At 70.9% G+C, this 14676-nt stretch carries 13 protein-coding genes; 3 read left to right on the top strand and 10 right to left on the bottom strand.

Translation table 11 applies throughout. The annotated features are described in order from the left end of the window. Positions 1-127 precede the first annotated feature (127 nt). From DY262_RS18495 to DY262_RS18475, 5 genes are all read right to left on the bottom strand, one after another. A complete protein-coding gene (locus tag DY262_RS18495; RefSeq protein WP_116960557.1) occupies positions 128-1072 on the bottom strand; it encodes a LysR family transcriptional regulator in 945 nt (314 codons plus the stop codon). 28 nt (positions 1073-1100) lie between these two features. Next, positions 1101-2288, bottom strand: coding sequence for a serine hydrolase domain-containing protein (locus tag DY262_RS18490; protein WP_116960556.1), 1188 nt, complete (start codon positions 2286-2288; stop codon positions 1101-1103). An 8-nt stretch (positions 2289-2296) separates the two neighbouring features. Further along, positions 2297-3481 carry a beta-ketothiolase BktB gene (bktB, locus tag DY262_RS18485; protein ID WP_116960555.1) on the bottom strand — a complete coding sequence of 395 codons (1185 nt, stop codon included), beginning with the start codon at positions 3479-3481 and terminating at the stop codon, positions 2297-2299. Between the two features lie 107 nt (positions 3482-3588). After that, a complete protein-coding gene (locus DY262_RS18480) occupies positions 3589-4365 on the bottom strand; it encodes an SDR family NAD(P)-dependent oxidoreductase (protein ID WP_116960554.1) in 777 nt (258 codons plus the stop codon). A 26-nt stretch (positions 4366-4391) separates the two neighbouring features. Then, positions 4392-5057, bottom strand: coding sequence for an RluA family pseudouridine synthase (locus DY262_RS18475; protein ID WP_116960553.1), 666 nt, complete (start codon positions 5055-5057; stop codon positions 4392-4394). 58 nt (positions 5058-5115) lie between these two features. Here DY262_RS18475 and DY262_RS18470 point away from each other — a divergent pair, with 58 nt between their 5' ends. Both DY262_RS18470 and gshA read left to right on the top strand, forming a co-directional pair. Then, the gene (locus DY262_RS18470; RefSeq protein WP_116960552.1) at positions 5116-6102 is read left to right on the top strand and encodes a tRNA dihydrouridine synthase; all 987 of its coding nucleotides are present in this window, start codon (positions 5116-5118) and stop codon (positions 6100-6102) included. A 34-nt stretch (positions 6103-6136) separates the two neighbouring features. Beyond that, complete coding sequence (gshA, locus tag DY262_RS18465; protein WP_116960551.1) at positions 6137-7705, top strand: glutamate--cysteine ligase; 1569 nt, start codon at positions 6137-6139, stop codon at positions 7703-7705. Positions 7706-7724: 19 nt separating this feature from the next. Here gshA and DY262_RS18460 read toward each other — a convergent pair whose 3' ends face one another. Then, positions 7725-8207, bottom strand: a complete 483-nt coding sequence (locus DY262_RS18460) for an SRPBCC family protein (RefSeq protein ID WP_116960550.1) — start codon at positions 8205-8207, stop codon at positions 7725-7727. 138 nt (positions 8208-8345) lie between these two features. Here DY262_RS18460 and ylqF point away from each other — a divergent pair, with 138 nt between their 5' ends. Continuing rightward, the gene (gene ylqF, locus DY262_RS18455; RefSeq protein WP_116960549.1) at positions 8346-9287 is read left to right on the top strand and encodes a ribosome biogenesis GTPase YlqF; all 942 of its coding nucleotides are present in this window, start codon (positions 8346-8348) and stop codon (positions 9285-9287) included. Positions 9288-9308: 21 nt separating this feature from the next. Here ylqF and DY262_RS18450 read toward each other — a convergent pair whose 3' ends face one another. From DY262_RS18450 to DY262_RS18435, 4 genes are all read right to left on the bottom strand, one after another. Further along, positions 9309-11987 carry an Ig-like domain-containing protein gene (locus DY262_RS18450; protein ID WP_116960548.1) on the bottom strand — a complete coding sequence of 893 codons (2679 nt, stop codon included), beginning with the start codon at positions 11985-11987 and terminating at the stop codon, positions 9309-9311. Between the two features lies 1 nt (position 11988). Then, a complete protein-coding gene (locus DY262_RS18445; RefSeq protein ID WP_116960547.1) occupies positions 11989-13302 on the bottom strand; it encodes a hypothetical protein in 1314 nt (437 codons plus the stop codon). A gap of 337 nt (positions 13303-13639) precedes the next feature. Next, a complete protein-coding gene (locus DY262_RS18440) occupies positions 13640-14230 on the bottom strand; it encodes a thioredoxin fold domain-containing protein (protein WP_116960546.1) in 591 nt (196 codons plus the stop codon). 20 nt (positions 14231-14250) lie between these two features. After that, the gene (locus DY262_RS18435; RefSeq protein ID WP_116960545.1) at positions 14251-14673 is read right to left on the bottom strand and encodes an RcnB family protein; all 423 of its coding nucleotides are present in this window, start codon (positions 14671-14673) and stop codon (positions 14251-14253) included. Positions 14674-14676 lie beyond the last annotated feature (3 nt).

The raw sequence follows: 14676 nt of genomic DNA, 5'->3' as shown, positions 1-14676 counted from the left end.
GCGCTGTCCTGTGGTGTCCGTGGGGCGGCCAGTCTAGGCGCGCTGCAGGCCAGGCCGGGCATGACTTCGCCGGCGAAAGGCATGGCGAAACGGTATGGCTGCCCGCGCCGGGCGCCAAGGCCTGGCGCTAGGGACCGGTGCGGACGGCTGAGGGCAGGGCGCGGATCGAGGCGAGCAGGTCGTCGCGCAGGCGCACCGTGGCCGGCGAGAGCGTGCCATGGCGCCGCTGGAACAGGGCGAAGGTGCGCACCGAGGCGACGCCCTCGACGGGCAGCACCTCGATGGCGCGGGACGGTCCCTGGCATTCCCCGAGCAGCAGACGGGGCATCCAGCTCAGAAAGCCGCAGCGCGCCACCAGGGCGCGGATGGTGCTCGTCGAGCGCGCCTCCACGGCCACCGGCGGTGGCGCCATCCGCTGGGACCAGAACAGCTGCTGCCATTCCTCGCGCGGCCCCATCTTGCGGGGCACGAGCACCCAGCGCTGGCCGGCCAGGTCCGCCAGCGTGAGCGACGGCCGGGCGCGCAGCGGGTGATCCATGGCGGCCACCACATGGCAGCCTTCCTGCCACTCGCTTTCGGAGACGAGGGAGATCGCGTCGTCGGCGGGCATGGAAAAACCGATGGCGAGGTCGATGTCGCCCTTGGCCAGCCAGACCGCCAGTTCGTCCGACAGGCCTTCCACGATGTGGACCTGCACGCCGGGGTGCCGCTCGGTCAGCCGGCCCACGGCATCGGGCAGAAAGTGCTCCACCGCGCTGGACACGGCGCCCACGCGCACGACACCGCGCTCCAGGCCCTGCATCTCGCGCAGCGCCCGCACCGCGTGGCCCGACTCGGACAGCATCAGGCTGGCGTGCGGCTCCAGCGCCCGTCCGTACGGCGTGAGGGACATGCCATGCGCGTGGCGATCGAACAGCGCAACACCGAGCTGCTCCTCCAGCCGCTTGAGGATGCGCGTGAGGGCGGGCTGGGTCAGGTTCAGCACTTCCGAGGCCTTGCCCAGCGAGCCGCATTCGACCACGGCCTGGAAGACCTGCAGTTCGCGCAGATTGAGGACCGGGTGACGCTTCATCGCCAGGGGCGCGGCCGGGCTCGGCCGCTCAGTCCAGCACCGCCGCGTACACCAGCCCCCGCATCACCCCCCGGTAGTGGATGCGCTGGTTCGGCGCCTGCGCCATGAAGACCGCGAACAGCCCCAGCGCCGGGTCGACGAAGAAGTGCGTGCCGCCGATGCCGCTCCAGTGGTAGGTGCCCACCGAACCGGGCACGCTGGCCTCGCCCAGGGCGGTGCGCACCGCGAAGCCCAGGCCGAAGCCGTGGCCGGGCGGCAGCAGCGGGTTGTCGGCGTGGGCCACGCGGGTGCCCAGGTGGTCGGCCGTCATGAAGGCCAGGGTGTGCGGCGACAGCAGGCGATGGCCGTCCAGCGCGCCGCCGTTGAGCAGGCATTGCAGGAAGCGCGCGTAGTCGTGCGCGGTGGACATCAGGCCGCCGCCGCCCATCTCCAGCCGGGGCACTTCGCGCGGGTCGTGCATGGGCATCTGCACGCCGCCGTCGGGGTCGTGCCCGAAAGCCTCGGCGATGCGGTGGTGGTGTTCGGGTGGCACGTGAAAGCCCGTGTCGCGCATGCCCAGCGGTTGCAGGATGGTCTCGCGCAGGTGCTCGCCCAGCGCCTGCCCGGTGATCACCTCGATCACCCGGCCCAGCACGTCGGTGGCGCGGCTGTAGGCCCAGGCGCTGGCGGGCTGGTGCGCCAGCGGCAGGGCGGCCAGGCGCTCGCAGAGCTCGGCGTTGGTCTGGTCGCGGCGGCCCAGGCCGGCCTGGGCGTACAGCGCGTTCACGTGGCCATTGCCGGTGAATTCGTAGGTGAGACCGGCGGTGTGGCGCAGCAGGTCCTGCACGGTGGCGGGCTGCGCGGCGGGCACCAGCGCCACGCCGTGCGGGCCGGGCACGGCCACCTGCTGCCGCAGGAAGCCGGGGATGTAGCGGCCCACCGGGTCGCTCAGCAAGAGCCGGCCCTGCTCGACGAGCCGCATGGCCGCCACCGAGACGATGGGCTTGGTCATGGAGTAGATGCGGAAGACCGCATCCGTGCCCATGGGCGTGTTGCGCGCCGGGTCCAGTCGGCCGACGGCCGCGTCCAGCACCACGCGGCCGTGCCGCGCCAGCAGCACCGCGGCGCCGGGCAGGCGGCCGCGGTCCACGTCGCGCTGCAGCGCCTGCACGATGCCCTGCGTGCGTTCGGGGCACAGCCCCAGGTCCGCCGGCGCGGCGGTCGGCAGTCCGTGCATGCGCGGCCTCAGGCGCGTTCGAAGACGGCGGCGATGCCCTGCCCGCCGCCGATGCACATGGTCACCAGCGCGAAGCGGCCCTGGCGGCGCTGCAACTCGTGCAGGGCCTTCACCGTGATGAGCGCGCCGGTGGCGCCGATGGGGTGGCCCAGCGAGATCCCCGAGCCGTTGGGGTTGACCTTGGCCGGGTCCAGGCCCAGGTCGCGGATCACCGCGCAGGCCTGGGCCGCGAAGGCTTCGTTGGCCTCGATCACGTCGATGTCCTGGACGCTCAACCCGGTTTTCTTCAGCACGGCCTGCGTGGCCGGCACCGGACCGATGCCCATGTACTTGGGGTCCACGCCCGCGTGCGCGTAGCCCACCAGGCGGGCGAGGGGCTTGAGGCCGCGCGCCTTCACCTGCTCGCCGCTCATCAGCACCACGGCGGCGGCGGCGTCGTTGATGCCGGAGGCGTTGCCCGCGGTGACCGTGCCGTTGTCCTTCAGGAACACCGGCTTGAGCTTGGCCATGTCCTCCACCGTGGCGTTGGGGCGGAAGTGCTCGTCGGTGTCGAAGGCGACCTCGCCCTTGCGGCCCTTGAGCATCACGGGAACGATCTGGTCCTTGAAGTAGCCCGCCTCCACCGCGTGCTGCGCGCGGCGGTGGCTTTCGGCGGCCAGCTGGTCCTGCTCCTCGCGGCCGATGCCCCACTTGGCGGCGATGTTCTCGGCCGTCACGCCCATGTGGATCTTGTGGAAGGGGTCGTGCAGGGCGCCGACCATCATGTCGACCAGCGTGGCGTCGCCCATGCGCGCGCCGAAGCGCGTGTTCAGGCTGGCGTAGGGCGCTCGGCTCATGTTCTCGGCGCCGGCGCCGATGGCGATGTCGGCGTCGCCGAGCAGGATGCCCTGCGCGGCCGAGACGATGGCCTGCAGGCCAGAGCCGCACAGGCGGTTGACGTTGAAGGCCGGCGTGCCCTGGGCGCAGCCGCCGTCCAGCGCGGCCACGCGCGAGAGGTACATGTCGCGCGGCTCGGTGTTCACCACGTGGCCGAACACCACGTGGCCGACGTCCTCGCCGCTGACCTGGGCGCGCGCGAGCGATTCGCGCACCACCAGCGCGCCGAGCGCGGTGGGCGGCGTGTCTTTCAGGCTGCCGCCGAAGGTACCGATGGCGGTGCGCACCGCGCTGACGACGTAGACGTCTCGACTCATGTGAACTCCAGGGATCGAAAGGGGAAGGGGAAGCCGGTCATGGTAGCGCGCAGGGGCAACAGGGCCGGCGTCGCGCAGGCGACGCCTGTCGGGCGTGCGGGCGACGCTCAGGCGTCGCGCACGTCGGCCACCGGGTTCTGGCCGAAATCGGCGCGGCCCAGCCAGGCCAGCACGCGGCGGGCCGCGTCCTCGGGCGTGCTGAGCATGCCCTTCTCGCGCAGGTCGACGAAGCGCTGGTGGTCAGGGAAGGCGCTGGCGTCGCCGCTGCGCAGTTGGACCTGCATGTCGGTGTCGATCACGCCCGGTGCCAGCGACACCAGCTTGGCGCCGTTCGGCTGCGGCGCTTCTTCCAGCGCGCAGCAGCGCGTGAAGTGGTCGAGCCCGGCCTTGGCGGCGCAGTAGGGCGCTTGCGAGGCCATGGCGTTGCGGCCCAGGCCGGAGGAGATGTTGAGCACCTTGCGCGGCCCGCCCCAGCCCGCCCGCGCCCAGGCGCGCGTGGCGGCGAGGAAGGCGGCCGTGAGCTGCATGGGGGCCTCCAGGCCCACGCGCAGGGCGTTGCTGAGTCCTTCGGGCGGGCAGTCGCCCAGTGGCGCGATGGCCGGTATCACGCCCGCGTTGTTGATGAGCGTGGCACTGGCGAGGGTCTTGGGGTCGAGGCCGGCGAGCCAGTTCGCCAGGCGTTCGCGCGCGCCGGCGGTGTCGGCCAGGTCCTGCGACCACTGGGTCAGCGGCGCGCCGAGTCGCTCGGCCTCGGCCTGCAGCCCGTCGCTGATCTGGCGCGACAGGCACAGCAGCACGCGGTCGCGTGCGAGCAGCTGGCGGGCCATGGCCTGGCCCATGCCGCGCGAGGCGCCAGTGAGGATGGTGAGATGGGATGTCGTCATGTGGCTTGTCTCGTTCGGTTCGGGGTTCAGAAGGGGCAGGGGCTGTGCAGTTCGAGCGTGTCGCCGCTGAGCGGGTGCGGCAGGGCGAGCCAGCCCGCGTGCAGCAGCAAGCGCTTGGACAGGGCGCGTTGTGCCCCGTCCGCGTAGAGCGGGTCGCCCGCGATGGGGTGGCCGATGGCCTGCAGGTGCACGCGCAGCTGGTGGGTTCGGCCGGTCACGGGCTCCAGTTCTAAACGCGTGACCAAGCCCGTGCGCGGGCCTGGGTCATCGCCGGCCAGTCGCCAGCGCGTCAGGCTGGGCTTGCCCATGCCATGGTGCACGATGCTGCGCGGCCGGTTGAGCCAGTCGATCATGAGCGGCAGGTCGATGGTCTGCCAGCCATTGCCGGGGTCGGGGTTGTCGAGCCGCCCGGCCACCACGGCGGTGTAGCGCTTGTGCACACGGCGCTTCTCGAAGGCCAGGGACAGCGCGCGCTGCATGGCCAGGCCGCGCGCCATCACCACCAGGCCGGAGGTGGCCATGTCCAGGCGGTGCACGACCAGGGCGTCGCTCCAGCGCGCCTGGGCACGCGCGCTCAGGCAGTCCTGCTTGTCCGGGCCGCGGCCCGGCACCGCCAGCAGGCCCGAGGGCTTGTCGAGCACGAGCAGGGCCTCGTCCTCGTGCACCACGCGCAAATCGTCGACAACGTCCATGGGGCGCGATTGTCCCCGCCGGCCGGGGGCGGCGGCGCGGCACAGGACAATACGCCCCATGCTGCTGCTCGCTCCCATGGAAGGCCTGCTCGACGCCACCCTGCGCGACGTGCTCACGCGCCTGGGCGGCGTGGACCGCTGCACCAGCGAGTTCATCCGGATCACCAACACCCTGCTGCCCGAGCGCGCCTTCATCCGCGTGGTGCCCGAGCTGCTCAACGGCGGGCGCACCGTGGCCGGCGTGCCCGTGCGCCCGCAGCTGCTGGGCTCCGACCCCACCCTCATGGCCGAGAACGCCGCGCGCCTGGCCACGCTGCAGCCGCCCGGCATCGACCTGAACTTCGGCTGCCCGGCCAAGACGGTGAACAACAGCCGGGGCGGCGCCGTGCTGCTCGACGAGCCCGAGCTGGTGGGCCGCATCGTGGCGGCGGTGCGGCGCGCGGTGCCGGCGCACATTCCCGTGTCGGCCAAGATGCGCCTGGGTTACCTGGACGATGCGCGCGCCGAGGACAACGCGCTGGCCATCACCGACGCGGGCGCGAGCGAGCTCGTGATCCACGCGCGCACCAAGGCCCAGGGCTACAAGCCGCCCGCGCACTGGGAGCGCATCGCGCAGGTGGCGCAGGCGCTGCCCGCGCGGCGGCCGGTGCTGATCGCCAACGGCGAGATCTGGTGCGTGGAGGACGCGCGGCGCTGCGCGGCCGTGACGGGCTGCGAGCACCTCATGATTGGCCGCGGTCAGATCACCGACCCGGGGCTGGCCTCGGCCATCCGCGGCGAGGGCGGGGTGCCCTGGTCTCGCGTGGTGCCGCTGCTGCCGCTGTTCTGGGCCCGCGTGAGCGCGCGCGTGGAGCGGCGCCACCGCGCGGGGCGGCTCAAGCAGTGGCTCAACTACCTGCGCCAGCGCCACCCCGAGGCGCAGGCCGCCTTCGACGAGCTGCGCCTACACCATGACCCGGAGGCGATCGAGGCCTGGATCGCACGGGCCCAGGCCGCCTGGGGATGCCGGGAAGCGGCCTCGGCAGAATCCGCGCAGCCGTGTTAACTTCCGGCCCCCGCTTCGCAAGAGTCTCTGCTTTATGTCCGCACTGCAACACCGGCTGGCCGCCCTGGGGCCCGAGCGACTTCGGGGCATGCGCCGCGGCATCGAGAAGGAGAGCCTGCGCTCCTTGCCCGATGGCAAGCTGGCGCTCACCCCCCACCCGGCGGCGCTGGGCAGCGCGCTGACGCACCCGCACATCACCACCGACTACAGCGAGTCGCAGCTCGAGCTCATCACGGGCGTGCACGCCAGCGTGGACAGCTGCCTGGCCGAGCTCACGGAAATCCACCAGTTCGTGCTGCGCGCGCTGCAGGCGCAGGGCGACGAGCGGCTGTGGGTGTCGAGCATGCCCTGCGGCCTGCCGCCCGACGAGACCATTCCCATCGGCCGCTACGGTTCGTCCAACGTGGGCCGCGCCAAGAGCGTCTACCGCATGGGCCTGGCCCACCGCTACGGCCGGCGCATGCAGACGATCTCGGGCATCCACTACAACTGGTCGCTGCCCGGCGTGGACAACGAGGGCTACTTCTCGCTCATCCGCAACTTCCGCCGCCACGCCTTCCTGCTGCTCACGCTGTTCGGCGCTTCGCCGGCGGTGTGTTCGAGTTTTGTCGAAGGCCGCCCCCACGAGCTGCAGAAGCTTGGCGCCAGCGGCACGCTGTACATGCCGCACGGCACCTCGCTGCGCATGGGCCGCCTGGGCTACCAGAGCGAGGCGCAGGGCACGCTGGCCGTGAGCTACAACGGCCTGGAGGGCTATGCGGCCTCGCTGCACGACGCGCTCACGCGGCCCTGGCCCGCGTACGAGACGGTGGGCATCCGCAACCCGGGGGGCGACTACAACCAGCTCGCCACCACGCTGCTGCAGATCGAGAACGAGTTCTACGGCACCATCCGCCCCAAGCGCGTGATCTTCCCGGGCGAGCGTCCGCTGCACGCGCTGCGCGAGCGGGGGGTGGAGTACATCGAGGTCCGGTTGATGGACCTCAACCCCTTCGAGCCCATCGGCATCGATGCGATGACCTTGCGCTTCCTCGACGTGTTCCTGCTGCACTGCCTGCTGAGCGACAGCCCCCCGGACACGCCCAGCGAGATCCGCGAGCTGGCGCAGAACCAGCACCTGACGGCCGCGCGCGGCCGCGAGCCCGGCCTGGAACTGCTGCGCCGCGGCACGCCCGTGAAGCTCGGCGACTGGGGCCTGGAGATCGTCGAGCAGCTGCAGCCCATCGCCGACGCACTGGACGAGCTGGACGGCACCGACGCGCACGCGCTGGCCGTGGCGCATGCGCGCAGCACGCTGCGCCAACCCGACCTGCTGCCCTCGGCGCGCGTGCTGCACGCCATGTCGGCGCACCACGACGACTCCTTCGTCGCCTTCGTGCGCGGCCAGTCGGCGCTGACGCACCGGCAGTTGCTGGGCCTGCCCTGGGGCGAGCCGCAGCAGTCGCGCTTCGAGGCGCTGGCCCAACGGTCGCTGGACGACCAGCGCGCCATCGAGGCGGCCGACACCCTGCCGTTCGAGGTGTACCGGCAGGAGTACGTGTCGGCGGAGCGGCTGGGGCGCCCGCGCACGGTGGCGGGGCAGGGCCAGGCGCTGGCGGCCTGAGCGCCCGTTCACATCATCTTCAGGCCTCGCCGCCGAACTTCTTGACCAGGTTGGCGATGTACTTGTCGACCAGCTTTTCGAATTCCGCCTCGACCACCGGCGCCACCACCATCTTCATGAGGCTGGGCAGCGGCACGTCCACCGTGCCCTCGATGGCCAATTCGATCGCGGTGGACTTCTTCTGGTCGCTGATCTTCCAGTGCCCGCCCACCTGGGCGTTGCCCACACCCTTGACGGGCACCCATTTCACGGTGCCCGTGCCCTTGGCGTCATTCCACTGACTGGTGTACTTGCTGGCGTACACGGTCTGGATGTTGACCTGGGCCGTGCCGACCTTCTCCATCTCCCATTGGTAGCTGCCGCCGCCGAGGTCGGTGAGCTTGTCGACCTTGGGGAAGTGGGCCACCGAGGCGGGCACGTCCGACAGCAGCTTGAACACATCGGCCGCCTTGGCCTTGACGGCGAATTCGTAGCCGAGGTCGATCTTGACGGTGATGGCCATGGGCGCCTTTCGCTGGGTGGGAAGAGGGACGGGGCATTCTAGGCAGGCCGCCCGGGGGCGGCCTACGGGCTTACACCAAGGCACAATGCGCGACCTTCCAGCCCCTTCGCGGCGCATCCGTTCGCCGCCCGTCTTCCCATGAGCGTCCAGTGGTTCCCCGGTCATATGCACCTCACGCGCCAGGCCATCGCCGAGCGCGTGAAGTCCATCGACGTGGTGATCGAGATGCTGGACGCGCGCCTGCCGGGCTCCAGCGCCAATCCCCTGTTGGGGGAACTCACCAAGAAGCGGCCCTCGCTCAAGGTGCTCAACAAGCAGGACCTGGCCGATCCCGAGCGCACCGCGCTCTGGCTGGCGCACTACAACGCCCAACCCGGCACCCGCGCCATCCCGCTCGACGCGGGCGTGGCGGCGCCCGCGCGCGCCCTGATCGCGGCTTGCCGCGAACTCGCGCCGAACCGCGGCGGCATGGTCAAGCCGCTGCGGGTGCTGATCTGCGGCATCCCCAACGTGGGCAAGAGCACGCTCATCAACACCCTGGTCGGCAAACGCTCGGCCAAGACCGGTGACGAGGCGGGGGTGACGCGCACCGAGCAGCGCCTGGTGCTGGCCGACGACTTCTACCTCTACGACACGCCGGGCATGCTGTGGCCGCGCATCATCGTCCCGCAAAGCGGCTTTCACCTGGCGGCCAGCGGGGCGGTGGGCCGCAACGCCTACGACGACCAGGAGGTGGCGCTGGAGCTGCTGGACAACCTCAAGCTCGCCTATCCCGCGCTGCTGCTCGCGCGCTACGGCTTCGGCCTCACGGCCGAGGCACTGGCCCAGGCACCCGCGGAAGAACTGCTCGACGCCATCGGCCGCCAGCGCGGCGCGCTGGTGAGCGGTGGGCGCGTGGACGCGCAGAAGGCCGCCGAGCTGGTGATCGGCGACTTCCGCGCCACGCTGATGGGGCGCATCACGCTGGAGACGCCCGAGCAGTACCTGCAATGGCTGCGCGCGGGACAGGTGGCGGACGCGCAACGCCGCCAGGAGCGCCTGCAGGAGCGGCGGCCGCCGCGCGGGCCGCGGCGGCGCTGAACTGCCGCGGCCGCCGGGGCTTCATTGGTTGCAGGACAAGACCCACTGCCCGTTGCTGAAGATCACGCGGTCGTTGCCCCAGACGGAGAACTGGATCTTCTCGCTGGTCGCGGCTTCGAAGTCCCTGGTGGCACCCTGCTCCACCCAGGCATCGCTCCACACCGCCATCTCTGGCGTGTAGGCCCGGTGGTTTATCCACCGCAGGTAGTAGGGCTTGAACTGGTTGGGCCCGGCATTGCCGATGTTGCCGGGCTCCGAACCCATGGGGTAGAACAAGGGACCGTCGCTGTTCGTGATCAGGGTGCCGCCCACGGTGTTGTTGGTGCCCTGGTTGGCGATGGGCCAGGTCCATTCCTGTCCGCAAGTGGACGAAAAGAAGAGTTGCGGCGTGAAGTAGAAGAACAGCCGGGGCTTGGCCTTGTTCACCGTGAGCGTCCCGGTGTACGTGGTGCCGCCGACCACCGCCTGGATGGGCGTCGTGCCCGCGTGCAGGATGTGGATCTTTCCGCCGATGAGGGTGGCCACGTCCTGGCCCGCCTGCGGGAACTGGTACGACACCGGCGCGTTGCCCGGGATGCCCTGCGGGCGCGGGACGTCGAAGTCGGGGTCGCCAAAGGTGGCCACGATGTTGTCGAACACCCGGGCCTGGGCCGGCGTCACCGTCAAGGTGGCATCGATGGAGGCTTCGCGGAAGTTGTTGCTGGCCGCCTGGGTGGCGCGCAGGGTGGCCGTGCCGGCCGCCAGGGGCACGACCTGGCCGTTCTGGATCTGGGCCACCACGGGTTGGCCCGGGGTCTGGACGATCTCGTAGCGCCAGTCGCTCGAGGGGTTGAGCGACGCCGCCGGCAGCAGCGGATAGGGATTCGAATCCATGCCCAGGGTGACCGCCGGGAAGGCCTGCAACCGGGGGTCGGCGCCGATCACTGTCAGCGTGGTGCTCAGGTAGTCGCCGGTCTTGCCACAACTGATGGTGGTTTGGCCGACCCCCGTGGTTTCCCAATGGTCCTTGTCGTACGCCGCGCTGCCAAAAGGAACGCCCACGCCGCGCAGCACGTTCGGGTTGCTGGACATGAAATAGGGGCAGTAGCGGGGATCGTTCGTGGCAATGAGGTTCCCGGCATCGTCGTAGGTGGGGGGCATGACCGGCTTGTCGCCGTACACCATCTGCCACGCCGGTCCCAGGTTGAGCGGGTGCGGGTTGATGTACTGGACCGCGATGTCGCGGTAGACGTCCGGGTTGTCGAACTCCCCTTCGAGGTAGCCGCTGAAGGGTCCGCCCACGTAGGTCAGTGCGAACCGGTAGCCGCCCGTGAGGGGGTGGTCGACGACCTTGAACACGAATACGCCCTCTTGGCCGGCCGCCGGTGGCGGGGTGTACGACACCCGCTGGATGTTGCCGTCGGTGCCCCAGCCGGTCGAACCGTTGTACGAAAAGACGCCGCCGCTCACCCCGCCAGGGAAATAGTTGACGCGGTAGCGGACCTCGAAGGTGTCGTTCGCGTGCAAGACCTGCGTGGGCCACGAGGTGATCACGACGCCCGGCCGGCCATCGCTGATGGTGACGGACGCCGTGGTGGTGGCCGCGGCATACGGTCCGCTGGCCGCTTGCGACACCTGCACCTGAACGGTGCCCGGTCCTTTGACGAGCAGATGCCCGCTCGGGCTGAGCTCGGCGATGTTGGGTGTGTCCTGGCTCGGGATGCTGTAGCTGATGGCGCCCGGGCTGTCCGAGCTCGCTTGCAGGGTGGTCTCGAAGGTGGTGGACGGGAGCGTCACGTTGGCCAGGTTCAGGCCGGACGGCGCCGCGATCACCGTCCAGGTGGCCGTGGCGATCACGGTGCCCGCGGCGTTGGCGGCCTTCAGCTGGGTTTGGCCCAGGCCCTTGAGGGACACCTGGGGCTGGGCGCTGGTGCCGGTGAGGGTCGCCACGCCCGTGTTGCCGCTGGCGTACGTCACCGGCTGGCCGCCCAGCTGGGGCGGCAGGTCGATGGGGACCGCGGTGTAGGGAATCTCCCTGTCGTTCAGGCCCGTGACCGCCGTCACCTCGAGCTCGGCCTCCGTGGTGCCGCCGTCGTAGGCGCCGAACGGCTTCTGGGTGGCCACGATGGTGGTCTTGCCGACGGCTTTCACCGTGACCAGGCCTTGCTCGGTGATGCTGGCCACCGCGGTGGCCTGGTCCTTCAGGCTGTAGACGATGGTCGCGCCCTGCACGTTGGAGGTGGGGGGCGCGATCTGGAAGGACGGCACGCCGTACGCCACGCTGGCCAGTTGCCAGGGGTGGAAGGTGAGGGGCTGGCCTTTCACCTGTAGGGTGTAGCTGGCGCTGGCGGCCGGGTAGGGCGGCGAGGCGGCCTGGGTGGCGACGATGGTGGTCTCGCCCGAGAGCACGCCGCTGACCTGGCCCGTCTGGGCATTGACTGTGGCCACGGCGGTGTCGCCGCTGCGGTAGGTGACCGCGCCCGGGCTCAGGCGCACCGTGGCGGTCTGCGTGGTATGCCCGCCCACCGGCACTTCCATCCGGGCCTGCGCGAACGACAGCTGCTTGACGTTGGTGATCACCAGGTGGTTGATGCTCACACCGGTGGCCCATGCGAAGGGGGTGCCGAGCGTGAGCAGCAACAGGCACCGCCAGGGCCGCTGAACGAGGCCCTGGACGAGCGACCGCGCGAACCAGGCAGCGAAGCGAGGGACGAGGCGCATGTCAGAACCCCACGGCGTTGAAGGTGACCAGGGTGAGCGAGGCGTCGGCCATCACCACGATCACGGACACCGGGATGGCCGAACCGGCCCCCGGGTTGGGGAAGCGGCGGATGCCGATGTGCAGCGCCCCGTCCTGCACCCAGACGAGCGGTCGGCCGTCGCTGCCCTGGTTGCCCGTGGGCAGGCCGTTGAAGCTCAGCTGGGCCACGTTCGTGGCGGGGGAGGGCAGCTTGATGATCAGGTCGTCGGGTGTGGCCGTCACGGTGGAGCCGCCCAGGCCGGCCGTGTCGAGGCTGGCGAGCACGAAGGGCGTGGCGGTCAGGTCGACCTTGGCGAGCGCGCGCGAGGGCAGCTCGCGCGGGCGCTGGAAGACCTCGTCCAGGCGGCGCACGTCGCGCGCCGGGCGCGGGCCTGCGCCGGCCGCGCAGCGCGCCGGGTGGTTGCGGCCCAGCGGAACGTCCACGCCGACCACGAGGCTGGTGCGGGCCTTCATGCCCGAGGCGCCGCCGTCGCGCGCCAGCGCCACGTTCCACAGGCCGTGGCGCACACCAAGGGACAGGCGATCGCCCGCCACGCTGGTGTTGGCGTTGCCTTCGAACTGCCAGCAGCCCGGCAGGGAATGGGTGTAGCCCAGGCCCGCGGTGGTGCGGCGGTCCCTTTCGCCCGAGCCGTCCTGGAAGCGGTAGCGCAGGGTTTCGCGGCCCAGCGAGAGCTTGAGCTCGGCGTTGGCCCAGGGGCGCAAGCCCATGCCCACATTGAAGCCCTGCAGGCGGCCGGGCGCGATCTCGCGCGGGTCGACGAGGAAGCGGATGAGCGTGGGCGATTCCTCCACCATCACCGCGTCGGGCACGTCGGGCTTGCGCGCGCGGGCCATGTAGACGCTGCCGCTCAGCTGCGTGAGCCAGGAGCCTTCATCGAAGCGTTTGATCGCGCGCGCCAGTAACGAGGCCTGGTCGACCGACACGTCGGCGGGGCCGGAATAGAACGGGTAGGTGTCGGTGTCGCGCAGCCAGCCCAGCGACAGCCCGAGGTGCAGGTCCTGGCTGGGCGAGTACAGGCCGTTGAGCACGACCTCCTGGTGCTCGATGCTGGCAATGAAGTTGCCGCCCACGGCCCATTGGTCGTTGAGCAGGCGGGCGTAGTCGACGCCGGCGCGCAGGCCGCTGCCGCCCCCCCAGTCGCGCCCGATGCTGGCGTTGAGCCGGGTGTCGCGCGATTCGCTGCTGTACTGGGCGCCCGAGTCGTTGAGGCTCAGGCCGCCGGCCTGCACCGCCGGGTGGGCCTGGCTGGCCTGCCCCGGTCGCCGGTCGGGCATGACCGGGCTGCCGTCTGCCGGGGGCCGGGGCGCGTGGGGCGAAGCGCCGAACGGGGTGGCGGCCGGGAGAGGGGCCGCTGGGCCGGGATCGGTCTGGGCAAAACCGGGTGCGACGGCCAGCGGAGCCGCCAGGACGGCCATGGCCCACGGTGGAAGCAAGGGACGAGGCATGGATCGATCGGTGAACAGTTGGTGGGGCCCGCACGAAAGCGGTAGCGGGTGTCCACCAAGTTTCAGCCGATCGATCTACTTTCTAGATACTCCCTTGGCACTAATTAATTAAGAATCCGTTGCGTCTGGCGGTCATGCCTGCACGTTCGCCGCCTGGCTGGTTTTTTTACTGCCCGCCCAGGCCGATGAAGCTGGCCAGCTGCCCGGTGGGCATGGCGCCGGCCACGGTGCGGGCGCCATTGCCTTTCGGGTCGCGCGCCACGATGAAGGGCACCGATTCCGCACCCAGGCGCGTCAGCAGGGCCGTGTTGTGCTTGATGGCGGCTTCCAGTTCGGCAGGCACGCTGGCGGAAGCAGAAATGCCGCCCTGGCCGGTGCTCAGGCTTTTCTCGTGGCTTGCCATGGCCTCGGCCGGGTTGGCCGCGCCGAGAATGGCCGCCCCTTGGGGCAGGCTCTTGGCGTTGAGCAGGGCCACGGGCAGCCAGACGAAACGCGCTTGGCGTAGCAGGGGCTGCGACGACTCCCACAGCGCGGCACAGTGCGGGCACTGCGGGTCGAACAGCACGTAGACGGTCTGGGCGGCCATCATGGCGCCCACGGTGAATCCCTTGCCTTCGGCGGCGAGCACCTGCAGGGCCTGGCTGTGGTCGATGGGTGGGGCCGGCGGCGTGGCCTCGGGCTCGCGCGAGCAGGCGGACAACAAGCCCATGGCCGCGAAAGCGGCCATGGAGGAGAGGAGGGCGTGGCGGCGTTTCATGCCGCGATGGTAGTGCCGGATCAGTTGCTGAGGATGGCGTGGGCGATCAGGCCGGTGGCGGCGGCGATCAGCAGGAACTCGCCATTGACCTGCACCCAGTGGTGGCCGCGCGGCGGCTGGTACAGGCGCGGGTTGTGCTGCACCACGATGTAGCGGCCGCCGCGGTATTCGCGGGGCAGGTACTGGCCGCGCTGCCAGCGCGGGCCGGGGCCGTAGTAGTAGTGGTTGCGGTTCACGATGCGCACGTCGCGCGGACCGTGGCCGAAGCGCGGGCCTCGGTCGAAACGCGGACCGCGGTCGTGGACATGCCGATCGACGTGGCGCTCGGCGCGCGGGCCGTCATGGCGCGAGAAGCCGCGGTGGTCGTCGCGGGCCAGGGCAGCGGTGCTCATGGCGAGCGTGGCGGTGGCGACGGCGATGGAGATCAGCGAACGGGCTTTCATCTC

It is taken from the genome of Hydrogenophaga borbori, from assembly GCF_003417535.1.
In the GTDB taxonomy this organism is placed as follows: domain Bacteria; phylum Pseudomonadota; class Gammaproteobacteria; order Burkholderiales; family Burkholderiaceae_C; genus Hydrogenophaga; species Hydrogenophaga borbori.
This window is presented reverse-complemented; position numbering and strand designations above follow the sequence as displayed.